This is a genomic window from Microbacterium sp. BH-3-3-3, from assembly GCF_001792815.1.
In the GTDB taxonomy this organism is placed as follows: domain Bacteria; phylum Actinomycetota; class Actinomycetes; order Actinomycetales; family Microbacteriaceae; genus Microbacterium.
Genome location: NZ_CP017674.1, coordinates 2,057,483 through 2,078,419 on the forward strand (window position 1 = coordinate 2,057,483; position 20,937 = coordinate 2,078,419).

Consider the following 20,937-nt stretch of genomic DNA (forward strand, 5'->3'; position numbering starts at 1 on the left):
TCGGCACGGGATGTCTGAGGGTCCCTCCCTGGGAGAGTCGTATGCGACGCGTACTGAGTTTGAGAACGATTATCACGAGCGATACGGTGTCGGTATGACCCGTCGCATCCTCGCCCCCGTCGCCCTCGGGGCCGTCTCCGTTCTCGCGCTCGCCGGTTGCGCCGGCGGTTCCCCCGCGGCCTCCTCCGCCGATTCAGCCGGAAAGGTCAGCGTCGTGGCATCCACCGACGTGTACGGCTCGATCGCCGAGGCGATCGGCGGCGACTTCGTCGACGTGACCTCGATCATCACCTCGCCCACGCAGGACCCGCACGAGTACGAGGCGAGCGCGCAAGACCAGCTGACGCTGAAGAACGCCGGTCTCGTCATCGAGAACGGTGCGGGCTACGACGCCTTCATGGAGGGCCTCGTGCAGGCCAGCGGCTCGACCGCCCCGGTCCTCACGGCCGTCGAGTACAACCACGACTACCCGGGGGCGGCGTCGCACGACGAGGCCCACGCCGACGAGGCGAGCCCGGCTCCGAGCGAGAGCGCCGACGACCACGACCACGCCGACGACGACGGACACGACCACATCGAGGGCTTCAACGAGCACGTCTGGTACGACCCGCACACGGTCGAAGACCTCACCGCGGCGATCGCCACCGAGCTCGGCCAGCTGGCGCCCGACCACGCCGCCGCCTTCACCGCCAACGCGGAAGCGTTCACGAAGGAGATCGCCGGTCTCGAGGACTCCCTCGGCCAGATCGAGGCGACGGATGCCGGAGCGAAGATCTTCGTGACCGAGCCGGTCCCGCTGTACCTGACGACGGCCGCGGGCCTGACCAACGCCACCCCGAACGAGTTCAGCGAGTCGGTCGAAGAGGGCCAGGACGTGCCGCCCGCGACCCTGCTGGAGTCGCTGCAGCTGCTGGATTCGGGGCAGATCTCGGTCATGATCGTGAACCCGCAGACCGGCGGCGCCGAGGTCACGCAGGTCGAGGACGAGGCCAAGGCCAAGAACATCCCGGTGGTCGAGTTCACCGAAACGCTCCCCGAGGGACAGACTTACCTCTCGTGGATGCAGAGCAACATCACGGCCCTGTCCGACGCGCTGGCGGCGTGAGCGCCGCCGCACCGCTGCGCATCCGCGGCGCCGCCCTCGAGCGGGGCGGCCGCGAGCTGTGGTCCGGACTCGACCTCGAGGTCGAGCCCGGCGAGCTCGTCGCGGTGCTCGGACCCAGCGGTTCGGGCAAGACCACGCTGCTGCGCGCCATCCTCGGCCTCGAGCGCCTGAGCGCCGGGACCGTCGAGGCGCTCGGAACGCCGGTGCGTCGCGCCGGCAACCGCCGCATCGGGTACATCCCCCAGCAGCGCCCTCTGCCGCGGGAGACGCCGCTGCGCGGTCGCGACATCATCGGCCTGGGCGTCGACGGCCACCGCCTGGGCCTGCCGCTGTCGCGAAAGAAGGACCGCGCGCGCATCGACGGGCTGCTCGAGGCCGTCGGGGCCTCCGAGTTCGGCGATCGTCCGGTGGGACTGCTCTCGGGGGGTGAGCAGCAGCGGCTGCGCGTGGGCCAGGCCCTCGCCGACGATCCCGCACTGCTGCTGTGCGACGAGCCGCTGACCAGCCTCGACCTCGCGAACCAGCAGGCGGTCGTGCGTCTCATCGACCGGCATCGCCGCGAGCGCGACGCCGCCGTGCTGCTGGTCACCCACGACATCAACCCCGTGCTCTCGCGCGTCGACCGCATCCTCTACATCGCCCACGGACGCTTCACCCTGGGCACCCCCGACGAGGTGCTCACGACCGAGACCCTCACCGCCCTCTACGGGGCTCCGGTGTACGTGGTGCGCGCCGGTGATCAGCTCATCGTCGTCGGAGCCCCGGATGCCGACGAGGCCCACCACCACCACGACGAGGACGACGCATGAACTGGTCCGACGTCGGCAACGCCCTCTTCGGCGGGGTGAGCCAGTACGGCGCCATCCTCGAGCTGGTGCAGAACTCCGTCTACGCCGGGGCCGTCCTCGGCCTCGTGGGCGGGCTCATCGGCGTGTTCGTGATGCAGCGCGACATGGCCTTCGCCGTGCACGGCATCAGCGAACTGTCGTTCGCGGGCGCCGCGGTGGCGCTGCTCATCGGCGTCGACGTGGTGACCGGCTCGATCGTCGGCTCGCTCATCGCGGCGGCGCTGATCGGCCTGCTCGGCGCCCGGGCCCGCGACCGCAACTCGATCATCGGCGTGCTCATGCCGTTCGGTCTGGGTGTCGGCATCCTTTGCCTGTCGCTGTACAACGGCCGCAGTTCCACGCGGTTCAGCCTGCTCACCGGCCAGATCGTGTCGGTGCAGAGCGCGCAGCTCGGCTGGCTGGTGGTCATCGGGCTGTTCGTGCTGCTCGCGCTGCTGTTCATCTGGCGCCCCCTGCGCTTCGATTCGCTCGACCCGCAGTCCGCCGCCGCGCGGGGCGTGCCCACCACGGCGGTGTCGCTGGCGTTCATGCTGCTGCTGGGCCTGATCGTCGCGGTCGCGGTGCACATCATCGGTGCGCTGCTCGTGATGGCACTGCTGGTCACGCCGGCGGCGGCGGCGATGCGGGTGGCGTCGGGTCCGCTGTCGGTGCCCGTGCTGGCCGCGCTGTTCGGCTTCGTCTCGGCGGTGGGCGGCGTGCTGCTCGCGGTCGCGGGCACGCTGCCCGTCAGCCCGTACATCACGACGATCTCGTTCCTGATCTACCTGGTCTGCCGCGTCATCGGCGCGCGGCGCGATCGCACCACCCGCGCCCTGTAACGCGCCCAGCCGATTCACCGATCCCCTCGATAGACTCGCCGCCATGGTCCAGCGCAATACGTGGCAGCGCGAACGCGTGCGCGAAGCCCTGTCCGGGGCGGGCGGCTTCGTCAGCGCGCAGGCGCTGCACGCCACGCTGCGCGACGAGAACACCGGCATCGGCCTGGCCACGGTGTACCGCACGCTCGCGGGCCTAGCCGCCAAGGGTGACGCCGACTCCCTGCAGAGCCCCGAGGGCGAGAACCTCTTCCGCGCCTGCGAGACCCGCGGTCACCATCACCACCTGATCTGCCGCTCGTGCGGCGTCACGGTCGAGATCGCCGCCACCGACGTCGAGGAGTGGGCGCAGCGCACCGCCGCGCAGCACGGCTTCACCGAGGCCGAGCACGTGGTCGACATCTTCGGCATCTGCACCGCCTGCGCCCAGGCGCGGGCTCGCGAGCGTGGCGACGACTAGTCGCACCGCCGCGTCCACGCCCGCGCGCACCGGCGCGTCGCGGACGCTGGTCGCGCTCGGACTGGGTGTCGTCGTGGTCTCGGCGCTGTTCCTCGTCGACGCGTTCGCGCCCACGTTCTTCTCGCAGCCGCTCCCCACCCGCGCGCAGGACGGGCTGACCCTCGCCCTCAGCGTGCTCATCGAGTCGCTGCCGTTCGTGATCCTCGGCGTCGTGCTGTCGATCATCGTGCAGGTGTGGGTGCCGCCGGGGGCGATAGAGCGATGGATGCCGCGCGCGCCGTGGGCGCGCCGAGCCGTGCTGTCGCTGTTGGGCATGTTCATCCCGGTCTGCGAGTGCGGCAACGTGCCGTTCGCCCGCGGGCTCCTCATGCGCGGCTTCGGGGTCTCCGACACCCTGACCTTCCTCGTCGCCGCGCCCATCGTGAACCCCATCGTCATCATCAGCACGCACGCGGCCTTCGGCTTCAGCGACGGCATCCTGGTGGCGCGCCTGATCGGCGGGTTCCTGGTCGCCAATCTGCTCGGCTGGCTGTACAGCCGGCATCCCAATCCCGACAAGCTGCTCACCGAGCGGTTCCTCGAAACCTGCGAGATCGTCGTGCAGGAGCGCGGCGGCCGCGGGCGCCGGACGCTCGCCCAGCTCGTCGTCGAGCTGCGGTCGGTCATGCCGGCGCTGATCATCGGGTCTCTGATCGCGGGCGCGGTGCAGGTGCTCATTCCGCGCAGCGCGCTGCTGGCGATCGGGTCCGACCCGGCCCTGTCGATCGCCGCGATGATGCTGCTGGCCATCGTGGTCTCGCTCTGCTCGAACGTCGACGCGTTCTTCGCCCTGTCGTTCGCCTCGACGTTCACGCCCGGATCGCTCGTGGCCTTCCTCGTGGTCGGCCCGATCATCGATCTCAAGATGATGGCGCTGCTGCGCACCACGTTCAGCACCCGCGTGCTGGTGGGGATGACCGTCGTGGTCGTGCTGTTCGCCTTCGCCCTCGGAACGGTGGTGAACCTCCTTGTCTAGAACGAGTGCCCTCGCCACGCGCTGGCTCGGGGTGGGCCTGACGGCCTGCCTGTCGATCACCACGATCACCCTCTGGGTCACGGGCCGCATGTCGCTGTACATCAACCCCGATTCGGCGTGGTTCGCGGTCGGGATGTCGGTCGTCGCGCTGATCGGGGCGGTCGCCTCGTTCGCCCTGCCCCTCGGCGCGGAAGCCGACCACGGGCACGATCACGAGCACGGGCACGCACCCGCGGCGGCCTCGGCTCGCCGCGAGGCCTTCGCGCACGCCGACCACGAGCACTCCGATCCGACCGACGCCCACGACCGGGCCGCGCACGACCATCTCGCCGCGCGTCCGCGGCTCACCCCCGGGGGCGTCGCGGCCTTCGCCGGGGGCGTGCTCGCCTCGGGCGCCGTCATCGCGGTGCTGCTGACCCCGGCCGCCTCGCTCTCGACCGAGCTCGCCGTGTCGCGCGACGTGGGGGCTCCGCCGCTGTTCGCCGGATCCGACGTGATCACCCTGGCGGCCTCCGGCGACACCTCGACGTTCGGCGTCGGCGATTGGTCGGCGGTCTTCGCCCACGCGACCAACCCCGAGACCTTCGACGGCAAGCCGGTCACCCTCACCGGGTTCATCACCCCCGGCGGCGACGGCGCGAGCTTCGATCTCACGCGCCTGGTCATCACGCACTGCGTCATCGACGCGCAGACCGCGCGCCTGCCCATCGCTGCGACCGGCGATGCGCCCTCGACCGGGCAGTGGGTCACGGTCACGGGAACGGTGCGCTCCAGCGGTGACGGCAAGCTCGAGGTGCACGCCGAGCAGGTCGCCTCGATCGACGAGCCGACGGATCCGTATGAGTACTGAGTCGCGCCGCGGCGGCGACTCCCGCCGTACCCGCGCCCGCCGCCGACGCGGGCGCGGCTTCCTCGTCGCGTTCGCCACCGTGCTCGGGGCGCTGGCGCTGGTGGGCGGTGTGGGCGGCGTCGTCGCCGTGGCGCAGGGCCCGCGTGTCACCGACGTGCAGGTCGACCCGACCGCCGCCGTCGCGGCATCCGGATCCCGGGTCATCCTCACCACGACGCAGTCCCTCGAGACCGTCGACCCCTCGCAGGTGCAGGTCGAGCCGGCGACGCCGTTCACGGTCGACACCGCCGGACGGAGCGTCGGGGTGCGCTTCACGCTGCCGCTGCGCGACGACACCGACTACCGCATCACCGTCAACGGCGTCAGCGGCCTCGGCGCGGGGCCGGCGTCGACCCTCACCGAGACCTTCCGCACACCGCCGCTGCAGGCCTACCTCATGCAGCGCGGCACCCCCGAGGGCGACACGATCTTCCGCACCGACCTGCAGGGCGAGGCGGGGCTGCCGGTCTTCGTCAACGCGCACATCGAGGACTTCCGCGCGACGGCGAACCACCTGGTCATCTCGGTGCGCGACGGCGACACGGCCCGCGTCATCGTGACCGACTCCGACGGGGGCAATCCGCGCGACATCGCCCTGCCCGGACCCGGCTTCGTGTCGAACCTGCAGTCGGCCGATCGAGGAGAGCGCATCGGCTTCACCTTCTCGGATGCCGATCTGGGCGCCGCCGGCGGACGTGAGAGCCGCCTGTTCACGGCGTCTGCGGCCGACGACGCCGCCCCCACCGAGGTGGGCCTGAACGGCGGCGACGTGCGCATCGCCGATTGGCGCTTCGTGCCCGACACCGACAGCATGCTCGTGCTCACCTTCGATTCGCGCCTGCTGCTCACCGACGCGCAGGGCGGCAACGCCGCTCCGCTGGGCAGCGCGGTGTCGATCGACGGCATCGCCCGCGGGTCGTCGGTGGCGATCGTCGAGCGGGTCGAGGGCATCCGCGAGATCAACCTGACCGACGGATCCGAGCAGCCGCTCGTGCAACCGGTCGACCCCCCGGGCTTGGCGGGGCGGGCGACCCCCGTGCCGGGCGCCGGAGCGGGGACCATCCGCTCGTTCGCCGACATCAGCGCCGACGGGGTGTCGCGCTCGACGACCGTGGCGCACGTCGACACCGACGGTGCCGTGCGATCGCTGCTCGAGGTGCCGGGCTCCGACACGGTGCTGCAGACCTGCGTCTCGCCGAGCGGTCGGTACGCGGCCGTGCTCGTGGCCCCTCGCGCCGTCGACAACCCGTTCGACCGCTACCAGCTGCCGCTGCCCGAGAAACTGCAGACGCATCTCGTCGAGGTCGACACGGGCCAGGAGCTCGTCGCGCTGCAGGGCTTCGACCTGTCGTGGTGCCAGGTGCCCCCGCAGTGAGCCGCCCCGCGATGCGGGATGACCTCTCGGCCCTGCCGGTCGAGGTCGCGCCGCGTCTGCTCGGCGCGCGGCTCGAGACCGTCGTCGGCGGGGAGCGCGTCGTGCTGCGCGTCACGGAGGTCGAGGCGTACCACGGTCGCGGAACCGGCGAGCAGCCCGACCCGGGCTCGCACGCCCGCATGGGGCCGACCGCGCGCAACGCCACGATGTGGGGCGAGCCGGGGCACCTCTACGTGTATCTGAGTCACGGCATCCATTCGTGCGTCAACGTCGTCTGCGCACCCGACGGGGTGGCCGGCGGTGTGCTGCTGCGCGGCGGCGAGGTCGTCGAGGGGGCCGACGTGGCGGAGCGGCGCCGACTCGAACGGCGCGGGGCGGTGCGCTCCGCCCGCGACCTCGCGCGCGGACCCGGGCGACTCGGCGACGCGGTCGGGCTGCGGCATCCGGTGCACGACGGCGTCGACGCGATCACCGGGGTCGAGCAGGCGGGCGCGCGGGCGCGTCTGCTGCTGCCCGAGACACCGGTACGCGACGTCGCGACGGGGCCGCGCGTGGGGGTGGCGGGGGTCGCGGGAACCGCGGCGTTCCCGTGGCGGTTCTGGATCGAGGGGGATGCCACGGTGTCGGCGTTCCGGTGGGGGCGGGGCGCCGCCGAGGCGGCGGGTGGCTGAGGCCGGTCCCGTCGACCGGTCCGGGGGTCCGGGTCAGGGCCGTGCTAGACTGACCCCTTGTCTGCGCGCACTCCAGCACGCAGTTCGCTCCCCGATTCTCGACCGCGGCCTCGTGTCGTGCTCGAACGGGGTGCAGACAAGGGATCTTGGGTGGCACCGTCCGGTGTCACGGTACAGAAGGAGACATCACCATGGCAGCAGTGTGCCAGGTGACTGGAGCGGTTCCCGGCTTCGGTCACAACATCTCGCACTCGCACCGCCGGACGAAGCGCCGCTTCGACCCGAACGTGCAGAAGAAGACCTACTTCGTTCCGTCGCTGGGTCGCAACATCAAGCTCAACGTTTCGGCGAAGGGCATCAAGGTCATCGACGCACGCGGCATCGAGTCCGTCGTTCGTGACCTGCAGGCGAAGGGCGTGAAGCTGTAATGGCGAAGAAGGCTCAGGACGTACGTCCCATCATCAAGCTGCGTTCGACCGCCGGCACGGGGTACACCTACGTGACGCGCAAGAACCGCCGCAACAACCCCGACCGCATCGTGCTCAAGAAGTACGACCCCGTGGTCCGCAAGCACGTCGACTTCCGAGAGGAGCGCTAAGCACATGGCCAAGAAGAGCAAGATCGCGCGCAACGAGCAGCGCAAGGTCGTCGTCGAGCGCTGGGCGACGAAGCGCGCCGAGCTGAAGAAGACCCTGGTCGACCCGACCGCCACCGACGAGGCCCGCGAGGCCGCCCGCGTGGGGCTGCAGAAGCTCCCCCGCAACGCCTCGCCCGCCCGCGTGCGCAGCCGCGACGTCATCGACGGCCGCCCCCGTGGCGTCCTCACGAAGTTCGGCGTCTCGCGCGTCCGCTTCCGTGACATGGCCCACCGTGGCGAACTGCCCGGTGTGACCAAGTCGAGCTGGTAAGCACCAGACACACGCGCCGAGGGCGGGGGTTCCGAAAGGGATCCCCGCCCTTCGGCGTTCTCAGGCGTCCGCGCTCAGGTGCGCGACCGCCTGGGCCCGGGTGCTGACGCCGAGCTTGACGTAGATGGATCGCACCTGGCTCTTGACCGTGTTCACCGAGACGCCTCGCTCGCGGGCGATCTGGGCGAGGCTCGAACCGGTGGCCAGCAGCGCGGCCAGGGCGTGCTCCGTGGGGGTGAGCCCGGGTACGTCGCGGGCGGGCGGCACGGCGTGGGGGCGCGCGGCGAGCTGGAGCAGGGCGTCGCGGATCGATGCCGCCGTGCCCGCGAGTTCGGGATGATCCTCGGCCGCGGCTTCGACGAGATCGGCGCATTCGGCGGCGGGGATCATGATGAAGGGCGTCCGCGAGCTTCCGGTGCGCGAGATCAGCATCAGCGCGGATGCCATGCTCTGGCGGGCGCGTCGCTCCTGACCGATGCGCCGGAAGGCGATCGCACGCAGCAGCATCAACCGCGGGAGGGTGCGCAGGCAGTGGTCGTCTTCCGAGGCGGCGCACGCGTCGGTCTCGAGGAGCGCCTCGCGCTCGCGGCCCAGCAGCAGCAGCGCGATGGCGCGCTGCGTCGCGAAGCACGTGCCGTGGCCGTCGGGGCTGAGCGCCGTGGCCACCACCGCGAGCCCGTCGGCGGGCTGATCGTGCGCCAGGAAGAGGTCGGAGCGGATGCACATCAGCAGATGGCGGACCACCCGTTGGCTGCTGTGCCGCCGGCTGCCGTGCAGCAACTGCCAGCTCGCCGCGATGCCGTCGGCGAACTCCCGCCGGATGAGGCGGCACATGACCTCGGTGGCAAGCGAGGCGTAGTCGAGGTAGGGGTCGTCGGGGGCGAGGGCGGCGAGCTCCCCGCTGATCGCGGACAGCCTGTCGTGGTCCATGCGTGCCGCCGAGACCAGGCAGTCGGCGAGCAGGATCAGGAAGGAGCCCTCGCGGGGGTCCCATCCGGCCTCGACGAAGAGATCCGTGGCCGCGCGCACCGTGGGCGCCGCGCGCTCGTTCTCTCCGTTCAGGGCGAGGCCGAAGCTGCTCACCGCGAGAGCGCGATAGCGCAGGGCGTCGGTGTCGGCGAAGAGCTGTGCTTCTTCCCCGAAGCGGACACCCGACTGGGGGGACCCGACCGCGCAGAGGTATTCGCCCACGCTGGAGAGCAGCTCCGACCGGGCGCCGGGCGACAGCCCGGCGGGGCGGTTCAGATGCGTGCCGTCGAAGTAGCGCGCGATCAGCGCGATGCCGTCGCCCAGGGCGTCGCGGCGTGCGCGAGCGACGAGGAGGGCGGAGAGGATCCGTGCACTGTCATCGGTCCATCGTCGCGGGGGGTCGAAGGCCTCCGTCTCGGCGAGCAGGGCGAGGTGGCGGGGTTCGGGCACACCGGAGCCGGGAAGCAGTCGACTCGCGGTGAGGAGCGCGGCCGCTCGAAGCGTGTCGTGCGGCTCGACGTTCAGGGGATGTGCCCGCCTGATCGCCTCGCCGGGATCAGCCATCGGCGGTCCGACCGCAGGCGGGTTGCGCGTTCGCCGAGCGCGTCAGCGCCTCGACGGCTTCGTACCGGCCGCGTACCCCCAACTTGGCGTAGACCGATCGCACCTGACTCTTCACCGTGTTCACCGAGACCCCGCGTTCCTCGGCGATGCCCGCGATGCTGAGCGATGTGGTCAATCGGTGCGTCAGGGTGCGCTCCGTCGGGGTCAGCCCTGCGAGCAGGCCGAAGCGGGGTGCCGGGAGGTCGGGTGCGGTGACGACCGCCAGGGCGTCGAACACGCACGGCATCGCGTCGCGGAACTCCGGACGCTCGAGCATGACGGCGGCGATGAGATCGCGGGTCTCGCCGTGGGGAAGCATGACGAAGGGGGTCCCCGAGGTGCCCGTGCGCAGCAGCAGAACCATCGCCGCCTCGGTGCTGGCGGTTGCGCGGTCCCGCTCGCCGAGTCGCCGATGCGCCAGCGCCCTGCGCAGCAGAAGCGGGGTGAGCGTGCGAAGGCAATGGTCGGCCCCGGTCGCCACGCAGGCTTCGGTCTCGGCGAGGAGCTCCCGCTCGCGGCCCAGGTGGAGCAGGCTCGCCGCGCGCTGCATCGAGAAGCAGATGCCGTGTCCGTCCGGGTTCTCGTACGGCGCGAGCGTCGCCAAGGCCTCGGTGGAACGACCCTGTGCGACGAGCATGTCGGAGCGCATGCAGACGAGGAAATGCCGCGTCATCGTGTGGCTGTGCCGTGCGCCCTCCTCTGACAGCAGGGTCTGGATCGCCGCCAGGCCACCGTCCATGTCGCCGCGCAGCATCTGGGCCATCGCCTCGACGGATCGTGCCGAATGCGCCCAGTACGGGTCGTCGGGCTGAGCGGCTGTCATCGCGGCCGACACGGCATGCAGGCGGTCGACCTGGAGGTGGGCGGAGGCGATGAGCGTCTCCGCCAGAAACTCGACGTACGCGGTGTCCGCCCGTGCCCAGCCCTGCGCGGCGAACACCTCTCGCGCGTTCGCGAGAGACACCCGGGCGGATTCGTACTCACCGTTGAGCGCCTGGCCGAGCGCGACGACGGTGAGCGCACGGTAGCGCAGCGCCTCGGTGTCGGCGAAGAGCAGGGCTTCGGCCCCGAAACGGGCGCCCATCTGCGGCCACCCGACGGCGTTGCAGTACTCGCCGACGCTCGCGTGGAGCTGGGAGCGTGTGCCGTCGGCCAACTCGGCGGGGCGGGTGAGTCTCACCCCCTCGAAGTAGCGGCGGACCAAGGCCGCACCGTCGGTGAGGTTGTCGCGGCGTGCACGCGCGGCGAAGAGGGCGATCACCGCTCGGGCGGCGGGGTCGGTCCACGTCGGCGGGACGGGCGGAGCGGCGGCGGCGGCGAGGAGCGACAGATGCCGCTGGTGCGGGGGTCCGTGCCCGGGGGCGAGGCGAATGACGGTGGAGACGACGGCCGCGTGCTGGGCGGCTCGCGCATCGATCGAGGTGCGGCTACGGGGCATGGACCCTCCACATTCGGGCCGATCGAACGGGGGCGGTTCGTCGGGCACGAACCGGAGCCCGTTCTCGTAGGCACATCATAGGGGTACGAATTTCACTATTTTCCAGGTGAATTCGAGCGTCGCATCAACCGCGGGGTGAAGCCGCCGGACTTCGCCCGCCTGCGCCTCGCGATTCACCCGCCCGGAGACCTGAGCCCTGCCGAGAGCTCGAAGGATGAGGTCGTCCACGGGCCGACCCGTGCGCCGCCACCGGCCCGCGAAATCCCCGAGCCCGCGACACACCCCCGGCGAAAGGGACGAAATCCGTCAAAATCCGCGTATTTCCGCGGTTCGGTTGATACTGTCGAGGCGGTCTCCCGACCACCGAGGAGGATTCCTCCTCGTCCGAGTAACGAGAGACGGCGCTCGTCGCCGCCTGGAGGACACACCACATGGCCGACAAGTCCATCACCAAGACCGAGCTCGTCGCGAGCATCGCCAGCGCGACCGGCCAGAGCCAGTCCGCCGTGTCGGGCGTGCTCGACTCCCTCTTCTCCACCGTTTCCGAGGCGGTCGCCAAGGGCAGCAAGGTCTCGATCCCCGGCTGGATCGCCTTCGAGCAGGTCGCCACGTCGGCTCGCACGGGCCGCAACCCGCAGACGGGCGAAGAGATCGCCATCCCCGCCGGCAAGCGCGTCAAGGTCACCGCGGGCTCGAAGCTGAAGGCCGCCGTCAAGTAAGACGACCTCGAACCTTCACAGGGGGGATGCCATCGGCATCCCCCCTGTGCTGTGTGTACGCGACGTAGTCTGGAGGGGTGAATCCCCGCCTTCTCCGCGTCGCGGGACCCGTCATCCTGATCGCGGTCTCGCTGATCGCCGTCGTGGCGGGACTGGCGTACGGCGGCGGAGCCGCCGAGGTGCAGCTCGCCGACCCCGGTCCGGTCGTGCGGTGGGGGCTCCCGATCGCGACCGTGCTGGTCAACCTCTCGGCGGCCACCCTGGTCGGCTCCCTCGTGCTGGCGCTGTTCGCCCTGCCCGCGGGGGAGCGGCCGTTCGAGATCGCCCTCGACACCGCGTCGATCGGCGCGGCGGTCTTCACCATCGCCGCCGCCACCACCGGGTACCTGACCTTCCTGAACGTCCTGAACGCCAAGCCCACCCTCGACGCCGTCTTCGGTCAGCAGCTCGGCCGTTTCCTGGTCGAGAGTCCGCTGGGTCAGGCGTGGCTCATCACGACCATCGCCGGTGCCGTGCTGACCGTGCTGACCTTCGCCGTGCGGTCGTGGATCCCCACCCTGTTCGTCGCGATCCTGGCTCTGGCATCGCTCATCCCGATGGGGACGCAGGGGCACGCGGGCACCGAGGCCAGCCACAACGCCGCGGTGATCTCGCTCGTCCTGCACATCATCGCCGCGGCCGTGTGGCTGGGCGGTCTCGTCCTGCTCGTGGTCGTGCGCCCGGCGATGTCGCGCCGGCAGCTGCAGTCGGTGCTGCTGCGCTACTCGTCGATCGCGCTGGTGGCCTTCGTCGTCGTGGCCGTCTCGGGCACCGTCCGCGCCTCGATCACTCTGCTCGACGTGTCGAACCTCTTCTCGACCTACGGCTTCCTGGTGCTGGTCAAGGTCGCCGCACTCCTCGCGATGGGCGTCCTCGGCGCGTGGTACCGCCGCCGCCTCATCTCACGCATGGCCGACGAGCCCGGTTCGCGGCGGTTCTGGGGCATCCTCACGCTCGAACTGGTCTTCATGGGTGTCGCCAGCGGTGCGGCCGCCGCGCTGGCGCGCACCGCCCCGCCCGTCGAGGCGCCGCTGGTCGGTCAGACCCCGGCCGAGGTGCTCACCGGTTCGCCGCTGCCGCCCGAGCTCACCCTCGAGCGCTGGTTCACCGCGTGGGACGTCGACCTGCTGTGGGCGTTCGTCGTCGCCTTCGCCCTGTTCTTCTACCTGGCCGGCGTCTGGCGCCTGCACCGCCGCGGCGACGCCTGGCCCATCCACCGCACCGTGATGTGGACCCTGGGCATGCTGGGGGTGTTCTGGGTCACCTCGGGACCGATCAACGTGTACCAGGACTACCTGTTCAGCATGCACATGATCGGCCACATGCTGCTGTCGATGGCGATCCCCCTGCTGCTCGTGACGGGGGCGCCGGTGACGCTGGCCGCGCGGGCCATCCGCAAACGCGACGACGGCACCCGCGGTGGACGCGAGTGGATCCTCTGGGCGGTGCACAACCCGGTCGCGAAGGTGCTCACCAACCCGTACGTCGCGGCGGGGCTGTTCATCGGCTCGCTGTGGGCGTTCTACTACACCGACCTCTTCCGGTGGTCGCTGTACGACCACGTCGGCCACATCTGGATGGTCGCTCACTTCCTCGTCACGGGGTACCTCTTCGTGCTGAGCCTCGTGGGCATCGATCCGGTGCCCTACCGCCTGCCCTATCCGATGCGTCTGCTGGTGCTCATCGCGATCATGGCGATGCACGCGTTCTTCGGCATCGCGATCATGATGAACTCCGGCCTCATGGTCGCCGAGTGGTTCGGCGCGATGGGGCGCACCTGGGGGGCGACACCCCTGCAGGATCAGTACGTCGGCGGTGGCGTGGCCTGGTCGGTGGGCGAGATCCCGACGCTCATCCTGGCGATCACCGTCGCGATCCAGTGGAGCCGCAGCGACGAACGGCAGCAGAAGCGCCGCGATCGGCACGTCGACCGGGTCGGAGACCTCGAACTCGACGCGTACAACGAAGAGCTGGCGCGCATGGCCGAGCGCGACGCCCGCGTCGCCGCACGCCAGCGCGGCTGATCCCGCTCAGTCGGACTGCCCGCCCACGAGGATCGAGGCGGTGCCGTCGGGCAGCACCGTGATCGCGCCGTCGACGCGGAAGGGCACGTCCTCTTCGACCGAGCGCACGCTGCCGTCGAAGATCGAGCGGATGTCGACGCGGATGTGCGCGACCGCCTTGGCCGACGGAATGCGCCAGCCGGCGCCGTCGGGCACCACCGTGACGACGGGCTGCTCGACGATCGACCATGCGGGGGCGCCGTCGATGCGGTTGCGCACGGTGAACCCGAACGGGCACCCGGTGGGCTGCAGCACCGTCTGCTCGGCGCACGACGAGAGGAAGTCCTCGACGCGCTGCTGCACGACCGCGATGAACTCCTCGGTCGGTTCGGCCTGCACGTCGATCGGGATGCCGGCCAGGGGCGCATCGGCGAGCACGGCCACCCCGGGGGTCGCCGAGATCGCCGTGTCGACGGCGACCGAGTACAGCCCGGGAGAGAAGACGAGCAGCGGCACCTCGGCCGCGGGATCGGTGTCGGCCCCCTCGATCGACACCTGGCGCTTGTCGACCTCGAAGCCGTTGACCGAGAAGCGCATCGACCCCTGCACCGACAGGTCCATCACGGCGAGCGGGCTCCGGGCGAACCGCCAGCGGGGCAGCAGGCTCGACCCGCCGTCGCGCTGCACCGACAGCGTGGTGGTGCCGGCGTACCCGCCCGCCGTGTACGACACGGTCAGGCGGGTGACGTCTCCCTCGACGGATTCGTCGACGATCGCGGCATCCATCAACGGGGTGAGTGCCTCGGGCCTCAGCAGCGCCTCGGACGCGGTCGCCGGAAGGCCCGCGGCCTCGAGATCGGCGGAGTCGACGGCGACACCCGGAACGGCGAGCGCCTCGGCCGCGCGGCGGTCGTGCAGCAGCTCGAGGTAGTGCATGACGAAGGCCCGGGGACTGTAGAACTCCCGGTACAGCGATGCGGCTCCCCCGCCCAGGGCGGCGAGCAGCAGGATGCCGATGACGATGATCGCCGGGATCTCGAACCGCCCGCGCGGGCGCGCGCCGGTGACGCCCCTGGGCGTCGCGGGGCCCCCGCCGGCGTTGTCCACGCCCCCAGTCTAAGAAGCCCACCTGCGCAGATGCCGCGCGCCGCCCCGCGGCGTCACGCGGGCGCACCGGGAGGGGCGGAGTGGCGCCCGCGTCGCGCGTCTCAGTCGGCGACGAGCGAGTGCACGACGGCGACCGCGGCCAGCTGCCCCGCGGCGATGGCCGCGGCGAGCGAGAACATCGGCCCGGGCAGGTGCTCGGCCTGCGCGTGGTCTCCGACCGCGTAGACACCGGGCATGCTGGTGCGCCCGAAGGCGTCGGTGCGCACGGCCCCCGCCTCGGTCACGGCGAGATCGAGCTGGGCGGCGAAGGGGGCGCTCGGGCGCCAGGTGGGAGCGATGAACGCGCCGGCCACGTCGAGGTGCCCGCCCTCGTCGAGCAGCAGACGGAGCCCGTCGGCCGTGCCGTCGACCCGTTCGACGCGTGCCGGGTCGACCACGTGCACCTCGGATGCCACGGGCTCGAGCATGCGGGCCAGCACCGCCGCGTGCGGCGAGGCGTTCACGACCGCGACGGGACGACCGGCGAACTCGTGGCCGTGGCAGAAGGGGCAGTTGGCGATGCGGTCGCCCCACTGCTCGGCGAGGCCGGGGATCGCGGGGAGATCGTCGGTCACGCCGGTGGCGAGGATCACCGCGTGCGCGCGCAGGGGCTCGTCGTCGACGGTGACCGTCAGTTCGTCGCCCTGTTGCGCCACGGTGGAGGCGACGGCATCCCGGATCTCGACCGTCGCGTACGCGCCGATCTCGGCACGACCGAGTCGACGCAGCTCCGCAGGGTCGCGGCCGTCGTTGGTGAGCAGGTTGTGGGCGTGGCTCACGGTGGCGTTGCGGTACGCGCCGGAGTCGAGCAGCAGGGTGCGTCGGTGCATTCGACCCAGGGTGAGGGCGGCCTGCAGTCCGGCGGGGCCGCCGCCGATGATGATCGCGTCGTACATGAGGGTTCCTTCCGCTTGCGTTCTCGTCCATGGTGTGACTTCATGTCGACATGAAGTCAAGCGGGGAGTCGATCGGCGAGGCAGCGGCGCGATTCGGGCTCGAGACGCACGTGCTGCGCTACTGGGAAGACGAGGGGCTGCTGCGCCCGGGTCGGGATGCCGCGGGGCGTCGGCGCTTCGACGAGGGCGACAGCGTGCGCATCGCGGTGATCCTGCGCAACAAGGCCGCGGGGCTCTCGCTCGAGCAGATCCAGGTGCTGCTCGACGAGGACGCGCCCGACCGCCACCGGGTGCTCGAGGAGCACGTGGCCGAGCTCGATCGGCGCGCGGCCGACATCGCCCAGGCCCGCGCGATGACCGAGCACGCCCTGCGCTGCCGCGCGCATGACATCACCGAGTGCCCGCGGTTCCGCAGCCACGTCGCCGACGTGCTCTCGGGCGAGGCGCGCTGGCTGCTGGTGCGCACCGAGCCGTCGTGCGAGACGCCTGCCCGCTCCCGGTCCGACGACGCGTCCACACCCCGCCGCCCGGCGACGGCGGTGCGAACTAGCATGAACCGGTGACCACGCCGCCCCTCTCCGCCGAACAGCAGGCGCTGTTCCGGCTGATCGAGGACACCCGTGAGCACGTGTTCGTCACGGGCCGGGCGGGTACGGGCAAGTCGACGCTGCTGCAGCACCTGGCGTGGAACACGAAGAAGCAGATCGCCGTGTGCGCACCGACGGGGGTCGCGGCCCTGAACGTCGAGGGCCAGACGATCCACTCGCTGTTCCGCCTGCCCATCGGTCTCATCGCGAACGGCGACATCGACCAGAACGACGCCACCCGCAAGATCCTCAACGCGATCGACACCCTGGTGATCGACGAGATCTCGATGGTCAACGCCGACCTGATGGATGCCATCGACCGCTCCCTGCGTCAGGCCCGGGGTCGTCGCGCCGAGCCGTTCGGCGGCACGCAGGTCGTGATGTTCGGAGACCCGTACCAGCTCGCCCCGGTGCCGCCGCGCGGCGACGAGGCGCGCTACATCGACGACCACTACCGCTCGTTCTGGTTCTTCGACGCCAAGGTGTGGTCGGGGGAGTCGGCCAGCGACGGTCTCATCGACATCGGCCGGCACGGCGCCGAACTGCACGTCAACGAGCTCGTCGAGATCCACCGGCAGTCCGACCCCGGGTTCAAGACTCTGCTCAACGCGGTGCGCTACGGACGGGTGACGGCCGAGATGGCCGAGGTGCTCAACACCGCCGGGGCGCGCACCCCTCCTCACCCCGCCGACGGCGAGCACCCGATCATCACGCTCGCCACCCGCAACGACCGGGTGAACACGATCAACCGGCGCCACCTCGACGAGCTCATCGGGCGCACGCAGACGGCGGCCGCCGAGATCTCGGGCGACTTCGGCCGCGGCGAGGCGAACTACCCCGCCGAGATGGAGCTGACGCTCAAGGTCGGCGCGCAGGTGATGTTCCTGCGCAACGACGGGGCGCAGTTCGGCGAGGCGCCGCGCTGGGTCAACGGCACGATCGGCACCGTCACGCGCATCGCGGGCGACAGCGTGCGCGTCGAGGTCGACGGCACCGAGCACGACGTGGAGCCCGCGGTCTGGGAGAGGTACCGCTACGCCTACGACCCGGGCACGAAGAACCTCTCGCGCGAGATCGTCGCGGAGTTCACGCAGTTCCCGCTGCGGTTGGCGTGGGCCGTGACGATCCACAAGTCGCAGGGCAAGACCTACGACCGCGCCGTCGTCGACCTCGGCGCCGGCGCCTTCGCCCCCGGGCAGACCTACGTCGCGCTCAGCCGTCTCACCTCGATCGACGGCCTGTACCTGACGCGCCCGCTCCGGCCCAGCGACATCCGGGTCGACGAAGACGTGCGCCGCTTCATGAAGCAGGCGTGGCTCGGCCGCCAACAGGCGGCGGCTCAGGCGACCTGAGCCGCCTTCGCGCGCGCGAGGTCGGCGAACAGCTCGGTGTTGAAGCGGTAGGCGACGAGCACCTCGGCGATGACGCGCTCCTTCTCGTCGTCGTCCCAGGGGGCGGCGTCGAGCTGCTCGCGGTAGACGTTCTTGAACGCCTTCGGGTCGGCGATGTCGCCGAAGAGGAAGAAGCCGATGCCGTTGGTGTCGAACCCGAAGCGGCGCTGCATGAGCCGGCCGATGAAGAGCCCGCCCGACAGGTCGCCCAGGTACCGCGTGTAGTGGTGCGCGACGAAACCGCCGGGCCAGGTGGCCGCCACGCGCCGGATGCGCGAGACGTACGCCTGCGTGGTGGGCAGCGGCGTGACGCTCTCGCGCCACGTCGGACCCAGCAGGAACGCGAGGTCGGCTTCGAGGGCGGGGAGGCGCGTGAGCTTGTCGCTGAGGAACACCGATGCCACGGGGTCGCGCCGCAGAGCGACCGCCGACTCTTCGAGGGCCGAGTAGATGAACCAGTGCTGGGCGACGAGGGCGACGTAGTCGTCGCGGGTGCCGCTGCCGGTGAGCAGCTCGGTCATGAACCCGTCGCACTCGTTCGTGGAGTGCGCACTGCTGGAACGTTCGCGCAGCGCGGTGGAGAACGGGATGACGGCGTTCATGACGTCATCATACGCAAAGAGTTAGGCTGGCCTAACCCCTGATTTCGACGGAGTTCGCGGCATCCGCCCCGCGGCCGCCCCCAGATGTGATGCAGACGTGACGAGTCCAGGATGCAAGGGGCGGTGACGTTCAGGCGGCGTGTGTTTGAATCTTTCGAGCGGGCGCTTCGCCGCGCTCGGATTCCTGGGGGTAACACATGCGGGGATGGCGTCGTTCCGCGGCCATCGCGATCGCGGGCGCCAGCGCGCTCGCCGTGGTTCTGAGTGGCTGCACGCCTCAGGCGTCGGTGGCCCTCGACGTTCCCGCGCAGGTCGACGCCCCCCTTCCCGAGGCCACCGTCTCGGAGCTGCAGGACGCCGTCACCACCGCGATGGCCGCCACGGGTTCGACGGGCGCCATCGTGGGCGTCTGGGCGCCCTGGAGCGGCACCTGGGTGTCGGGCTTGGGAACGCAGGGCCCCGGCGGCGCCGAGGTCACCACCGACCTGACTTTCCGCGCGGCCGACGTGACCGGCGCCATGACCTGCGACGCCGTGTACCGACTTGCCGCCGACGGGACGCTGAGCCTCAGCGACCCGATCACGCAGTGGGTCAGCAACCTGCCCGGGTACGAGGACATCACGCTGCGTCAGCTGTGCGACGGCACCTCGGGACTCGCGTCGTACACCTCGGTGCTCGAGGGCATGGTGCTCAACAACCCCGACCGCGCGTGGAACCCGCGCGAGCTCATGGCCTACGGCATCGCGAGCCCCCGCCTGAACGCCCCGGGCGCCTCGTTCGGCGACTCCGCCACGAACTACCTGCTGGCGGGCCTCGCGGTCGAGCGGGCCACGGGCGAGTCGCTCGCGCAGGTCATCTCGGAGCGGGTCGCCGAGCCGCTCGGTCTCGACGCGACCGCGCTGCCGTCCTCGGCCCCCGCGAACCCCGCCGCGTCGTCGCTGCAGGGCTACTGGTCGCAGCCCAGCCCCGAGGGCGTATGGAACTGCACCGACCCGCGCGAGTTCACCGAGATGTCGGCGAGCTACGGGGGTGCCGCCGCGGGTGCCGTGACCGACATCACCGACCTGGGGCACTACGCCCAGGCCCTCGCCTCGGGTGCCCTGCTCCCCGATGGCGACGACCGTTTCGCCTCGCCCGTCCCCGTCGGGGGCGACCAGCCGACGTGGTTCACGGCGTCGGGGGGAGCCTTCCAGGCCGGGTCGCTCATCGGACAGTACGGATGGATGCCGGGCTACATGGTCGGCGCGTTCGCCGACCCCCGCACGGGCATGTCGATCGCCGTGGTGCTGAACAACTCCGGCGGCAACAAGATGACGTCGGCGTGGTTGGCGTGGGAGCTGGCGGCCATCGCGTCGAAGGCGCCCGCGGCGCAGGGGCAGACCGCCCCCGAGGCGGGCCTGCCGTGGACCTCGCAGCAGATGCGCGACGGCATCCTGGCCAACGCCATCTGCCCGCAGCCCGCCGCGTGACCCCGCGATGATCGCTCGCGGCGGCCAAGGGTCGGCCGCGTCGCTCGTGCTGGTGGGCCTGGCCTGCCAAGAGGTGGGCGCCTCGTTCGCGGTCATGCTCTTCCCGCAGACCGGACCGCTCGGCATCGTCATGCTGCGCCTGCTGTTCTCGGCCGTCCTGCTGCTGCTCATCGCGCGGCCTCGCCTGCGGGGGCACCACGCGGCGGCGTGGCGCTCGGTCGTCGGCTTCGGCGTCGTCCTCGCGAGCATGAACGGGCTGTTCTACCTGGCGCTGGAGCGGCTGCCGCTCGGCGTCACCGTCACGATCGAGGTGCTCGGCCCGCTGACCCTGTCGATCCTCACCTCGGCGGGCCTGGCCCGGTGGCTGTGGGCCGGGCTCGCCCTGGCCGGGGTGGTGGCGCTCGGTGCGGGCGGGTGGGACCGCCTCGACGCGCTCGGAGTCGTCTTCGCCCTGGGGGCCGCGGTGAGCTGGGCGCTGTACATCCTCGCGTCGGCGCGCGTCGGCCGGGAGTTCCCCCGCCTCGACGGTCTCGCCCTCGCCATGACGGTCGGCGCCGTGATCGCCCTGCCGTTCGGGGTGTGGCAGGCGGGGTCCGCGCTGCTGCGCATCGATCTGCTCGCGGTGGGAGCGGCGGTGGCCCTCCTGTCGTCGACCATCCCCTACGCGCTGGAGCTCATCGCGCTCAGGCGGCTCCCCGCCTCGGCGTTCGCGATCCTGATGAGCCTGGGGCCGGCGACGGCGTCGATCGCCGGGTTCCTCCTGCTCGGGCAGCACCTCTCGTGGCTCGAGCTCGTCGGCATCGGGCTCGTCATCGCGGCCAGCATCGGCGCCGTGCGGGCGGCGACACGACGCGCGGCCGGGGCACGGCATCCGGGACTCGATGCCGCCGCAGCGCTCGGCGAGCCCCTCGGCTGAGGGATGCCACGCCCGGCCCGGTCGTGAGCACGGCGCCTGCGCGCCGTCGGGCGGATCTCGCTCGCGAACCGTA

General features: G+C 71.3%; 23 protein-coding genes. 17 read left to right on the forward strand and 6 right to left on the reverse strand.

Annotation, left to right across the window (positions count from 1 at the left end; genetic code table 11):
* The first annotated feature begins 94 nt into the window (after positions 1-94).
* From BJP65_RS09485 to rpsN, 11 genes are all read left to right on the forward strand, one after another.
* Positions 95-1,105, forward strand: coding sequence for a metal ABC transporter solute-binding protein, Zn/Mn family (locus tag BJP65_RS09485; RefSeq protein ID WP_070408975.1), 1,011 nt, complete (start codon positions 95-97; stop codon positions 1,103-1,105).
* Positions 1,102-1,914, forward strand: a complete 813-nt coding sequence (locus BJP65_RS09490) for a metal ABC transporter ATP-binding protein (protein ID WP_070408976.1) — start codon at positions 1,102-1,104, stop codon at positions 1,912-1,914. Before BJP65_RS09485 ends, BJP65_RS09490 begins: the two co-directional genes overlap by 4 nt.
* Positions 1,911-2,771: a metal ABC transporter permease gene (locus BJP65_RS09495; RefSeq protein ID WP_070408977.1), complete on the forward strand. Its 861-nt coding sequence runs from the start codon at positions 1,911-1,913 to the stop codon at positions 2,769-2,771. Before BJP65_RS09490 ends, BJP65_RS09495 begins: the two co-directional genes overlap by 4 nt.
* 43 nt (positions 2,772-2,814) lie before the next feature.
* Positions 2,815-3,228 carry a Fur family transcriptional regulator gene (locus BJP65_RS09500; RefSeq protein WP_055832496.1) on the forward strand — a complete coding sequence of 138 codons (414 nt, stop codon included), beginning with the start codon at positions 2,815-2,817 and terminating at the stop codon, positions 3,226-3,228.
* Positions 3,215-4,243, forward strand: coding sequence for a permease (locus BJP65_RS09505; protein ID WP_070408978.1), 1,029 nt, complete (start codon positions 3,215-3,217; stop codon positions 4,241-4,243). Before BJP65_RS09500 ends, BJP65_RS09505 begins: the two co-directional genes overlap by 14 nt.
* Positions 4,236-5,093, forward strand: coding sequence for a DUF1980 domain-containing protein (locus BJP65_RS09510; protein WP_055832500.1), 858 nt, complete (start codon positions 4,236-4,238; stop codon positions 5,091-5,093). Before BJP65_RS09505 ends, BJP65_RS09510 begins: the two co-directional genes overlap by 8 nt.
* Positions 5,083-6,507 (forward strand): hypothetical protein, encoded by a 1,425-nt coding sequence (locus BJP65_RS09515; protein WP_070408979.1) that lies wholly within the window; start codon positions 5,083-5,085, stop codon positions 6,505-6,507. The genes BJP65_RS09510 and BJP65_RS09515 overlap by 11 nt, the downstream gene beginning before the upstream one ends.
* Positions 6,508-6,518: 11 nt before the next feature.
* On the forward strand, positions 6,519-7,178 hold the full coding sequence (locus BJP65_RS09520) for a DNA-3-methyladenine glycosylase (RefSeq protein WP_070408980.1): 660 nt from the start codon (positions 6,519-6,521) through the stop codon (positions 7,176-7,178).
* Positions 7,179-7,369: 191 nt separating this feature from the next.
* Complete coding sequence (gene rpmB, locus BJP65_RS09525) at positions 7,370-7,606, forward strand: 50S ribosomal protein L28 (RefSeq protein ID WP_055832508.1); 237 nt, start codon at positions 7,370-7,372, stop codon at positions 7,604-7,606.
* Positions 7,606-7,776, forward strand: a complete 171-nt coding sequence (gene rpmG, locus BJP65_RS09530) for a 50S ribosomal protein L33 (RefSeq protein WP_013584775.1) — start codon at positions 7,606-7,608, stop codon at positions 7,774-7,776. Before rpmB ends, rpmG begins: the two co-directional genes overlap by 1 nt.
* 4 nt (positions 7,777-7,780) lie before the next feature.
* On the forward strand, positions 7,781-8,086 hold the full coding sequence (rpsN, locus tag BJP65_RS09535) for a 30S ribosomal protein S14 (RefSeq protein WP_055832510.1): 306 nt from the start codon (positions 7,781-7,783) through the stop codon (positions 8,084-8,086).
* 60 nt (positions 8,087-8,146) lie between these two features.
* Here the strand turns inward: rpsN and BJP65_RS17010 are convergent, their stop codons facing one another.
* The 3 genes from BJP65_RS17010 to BJP65_RS16585 form a co-directional block, all read right to left on the reverse strand.
* Positions 8,147-9,619, reverse strand: a complete 1,473-nt coding sequence (locus BJP65_RS17010; RefSeq protein ID WP_070408981.1) for a helix-turn-helix transcriptional regulator — start codon at positions 9,617-9,619, stop codon at positions 8,147-8,149.
* Entirely contained in the window at positions 9,612-11,096 is a 1,485-nt protein-coding gene (locus tag BJP65_RS09545) for a LuxR C-terminal-related transcriptional regulator (RefSeq protein WP_070408982.1), read from the reverse strand. The genes BJP65_RS17010 and BJP65_RS09545 overlap by 8 nt, the downstream gene beginning before the upstream one ends.
* A gap of 75 nt (positions 11,097-11,171) precedes the next feature.
* Complete coding sequence (locus tag BJP65_RS16585) at positions 11,172-11,324, reverse strand: hypothetical protein (RefSeq protein WP_156784865.1); 153 nt, start codon at positions 11,322-11,324, stop codon at positions 11,172-11,174.
* 203 nt (positions 11,325-11,527) lie between these two features.
* On the opposite strand from BJP65_RS16585, the gene BJP65_RS09550 reads away from it, so the two are divergent.
* The gene (locus tag BJP65_RS09550) at positions 11,528-11,815 is read left to right on the forward strand and encodes an HU family DNA-binding protein (RefSeq protein ID WP_055832516.1); all 288 of its coding nucleotides are present in this window, start codon (positions 11,528-11,530) and stop codon (positions 11,813-11,815) included.
* A 77-nt stretch (positions 11,816-11,892) separates the two neighbouring features.
* Positions 11,893-13,878 carry a cytochrome c oxidase assembly protein gene (locus BJP65_RS09555; protein ID WP_070408983.1) on the forward strand — a complete coding sequence of 662 codons (1,986 nt, stop codon included), beginning with the start codon at positions 11,893-11,895 and terminating at the stop codon, positions 13,876-13,878.
* Between the two features lie 6 nt (positions 13,879-13,884).
* Here BJP65_RS09555 and BJP65_RS09560 read toward each other — a convergent pair whose 3' ends face one another.
* Both BJP65_RS09560 and BJP65_RS09565 read right to left on the reverse strand, forming a co-directional pair.
* A complete protein-coding gene (locus BJP65_RS09560) occupies positions 13,885-14,964 on the reverse strand; it encodes a hypothetical protein (RefSeq protein ID WP_070408984.1) in 1,080 nt (359 codons plus the stop codon).
* Between the two features lie 101 nt (positions 14,965-15,065).
* On the reverse strand, positions 15,066-15,899 hold the full coding sequence (locus BJP65_RS09565; RefSeq protein ID WP_070408985.1) for an NAD(P)/FAD-dependent oxidoreductase: 834 nt from the start codon (positions 15,897-15,899) through the stop codon (positions 15,066-15,068).
* Between the two features lie 50 nt (positions 15,900-15,949).
* On the opposite strand from BJP65_RS09565, the gene BJP65_RS09570 reads away from it, so the two are divergent.
* Positions 15,950-16,462: a MerR family transcriptional regulator gene (locus tag BJP65_RS09570; protein WP_082516413.1), complete on the forward strand. Its 513-nt coding sequence runs from the start codon at positions 15,950-15,952 to the stop codon at positions 16,460-16,462.
* Positions 16,459-17,838, forward strand: coding sequence for an ATP-dependent RecD-like DNA helicase (locus BJP65_RS09575; protein ID WP_055832523.1), 1,380 nt, complete (start codon positions 16,459-16,461; stop codon positions 17,836-17,838). The genes BJP65_RS09570 and BJP65_RS09575 overlap by 4 nt, the downstream gene beginning before the upstream one ends.
* On the opposite strand, the gene BJP65_RS09580 is transcribed toward BJP65_RS09575, so the two are convergent.
* The gene (locus tag BJP65_RS09580; RefSeq protein ID WP_055934960.1) at positions 17,826-18,479 is read right to left on the reverse strand and encodes a heme oxygenase (biliverdin-producing); all 654 of its coding nucleotides are present in this window, start codon (positions 18,477-18,479) and stop codon (positions 17,826-17,828) included. The two genes, BJP65_RS09575 and BJP65_RS09580, sit on opposite strands and share 13 nt — an antisense overlap.
* Positions 18,480-18,676: 197 nt before the next feature.
* Here BJP65_RS09580 and BJP65_RS09585 point away from each other — a divergent pair, with 197 nt between their 5' ends.
* Positions 18,677-19,948 carry a serine hydrolase gene (locus BJP65_RS09585; RefSeq protein ID WP_055832528.1) on the forward strand — a complete coding sequence of 424 codons (1,272 nt, stop codon included), beginning with the start codon at positions 18,677-18,679 and terminating at the stop codon, positions 19,946-19,948.
* Between the two features lie 7 nt (positions 19,949-19,955).
* Positions 19,956-20,864, forward strand: coding sequence for a DMT family transporter (locus BJP65_RS09590; protein WP_070408986.1), 909 nt, complete (start codon positions 19,956-19,958; stop codon positions 20,862-20,864).
* The last annotated feature ends 73 nt before the right edge of the window (positions 20,865-20,937 follow it).

Coding starts and splice junctions, on each gene's coding strand:
- BJP65_RS09485 (WP_070408975.1), top strand. CDS start 95: ATGACCCGTCGCATCCTCGCCCCCGTCGCCCTCGGGGCCGTCTCCGTT.
- BJP65_RS09495 (WP_070408977.1), top strand. CDS start 1,911: ATGAACTGGTCCGACGTCGGCAACGCCCTCTTCGGCGGGGTGAGCCAG.
- BJP65_RS09500 (WP_055832496.1), top strand. CDS start 2,815: ATGGTCCAGCGCAATACGTGGCAGCGCGAACGCGTGCGCGAAGCCCTG.
- BJP65_RS09515 (WP_070408979.1), top strand. CDS start 5,083: ATGAGTACTGAGTCGCGCCGCGGCGGCGACTCCCGCCGTACCCGCGCC.
- BJP65_RS09520 (WP_070408980.1), top strand. CDS start 6,519: ATGCGGGATGACCTCTCGGCCCTGCCGGTCGAGGTCGCGCCGCGTCTG.
- rpmB (WP_055832508.1), top strand. CDS start 7,370: ATGGCAGCAGTGTGCCAGGTGACTGGAGCGGTTCCCGGCTTCGGTCAC.
- rpmG (WP_013584775.1), top strand. CDS start 7,606: ATGGCGAAGAAGGCTCAGGACGTACGTCCCATCATCAAGCTGCGTTCG.
- rpsN (WP_055832510.1), top strand. CDS start 7,781: ATGGCCAAGAAGAGCAAGATCGCGCGCAACGAGCAGCGCAAGGTCGTC.
- BJP65_RS17010 (WP_070408981.1), bottom strand. CDS start 9,619: ATGGCTGATCCCGGCGAGGCGATCAGGCGGGCACATCCCCTGAACGTC.
- BJP65_RS09545 (WP_070408982.1), bottom strand. CDS start 11,096: ATGCCCCGTAGCCGCACCTCGATCGATGCGCGAGCCGCCCAGCACGCG.
- BJP65_RS09550 (WP_055832516.1), top strand. CDS start 11,528: ATGGCCGACAAGTCCATCACCAAGACCGAGCTCGTCGCGAGCATCGCC.
- BJP65_RS09565 (WP_070408985.1), bottom strand. CDS start 15,899: ATGTACGACGCGATCATCATCGGCGGCGGCCCCGCCGGACTGCAGGCC.
- BJP65_RS09570 (WP_082516413.1), top strand. CDS start 15,950: ATGAAGTCAAGCGGGGAGTCGATCGGCGAGGCAGCGGCGCGATTCGGG.
- BJP65_RS09580 (WP_055934960.1), bottom strand. CDS start 18,479: ATGAACGCCGTCATCCCGTTCTCCACCGCGCTGCGCGAACGTTCCAGC.
- BJP65_RS09585 (WP_055832528.1), top strand. CDS start 18,677: ATGCGGGGATGGCGTCGTTCCGCGGCCATCGCGATCGCGGGCGCCAGC.
- BJP65_RS09590 (WP_070408986.1), top strand. CDS start 19,956: ATGATCGCTCGCGGCGGCCAAGGGTCGGCCGCGTCGCTCGTGCTGGTG.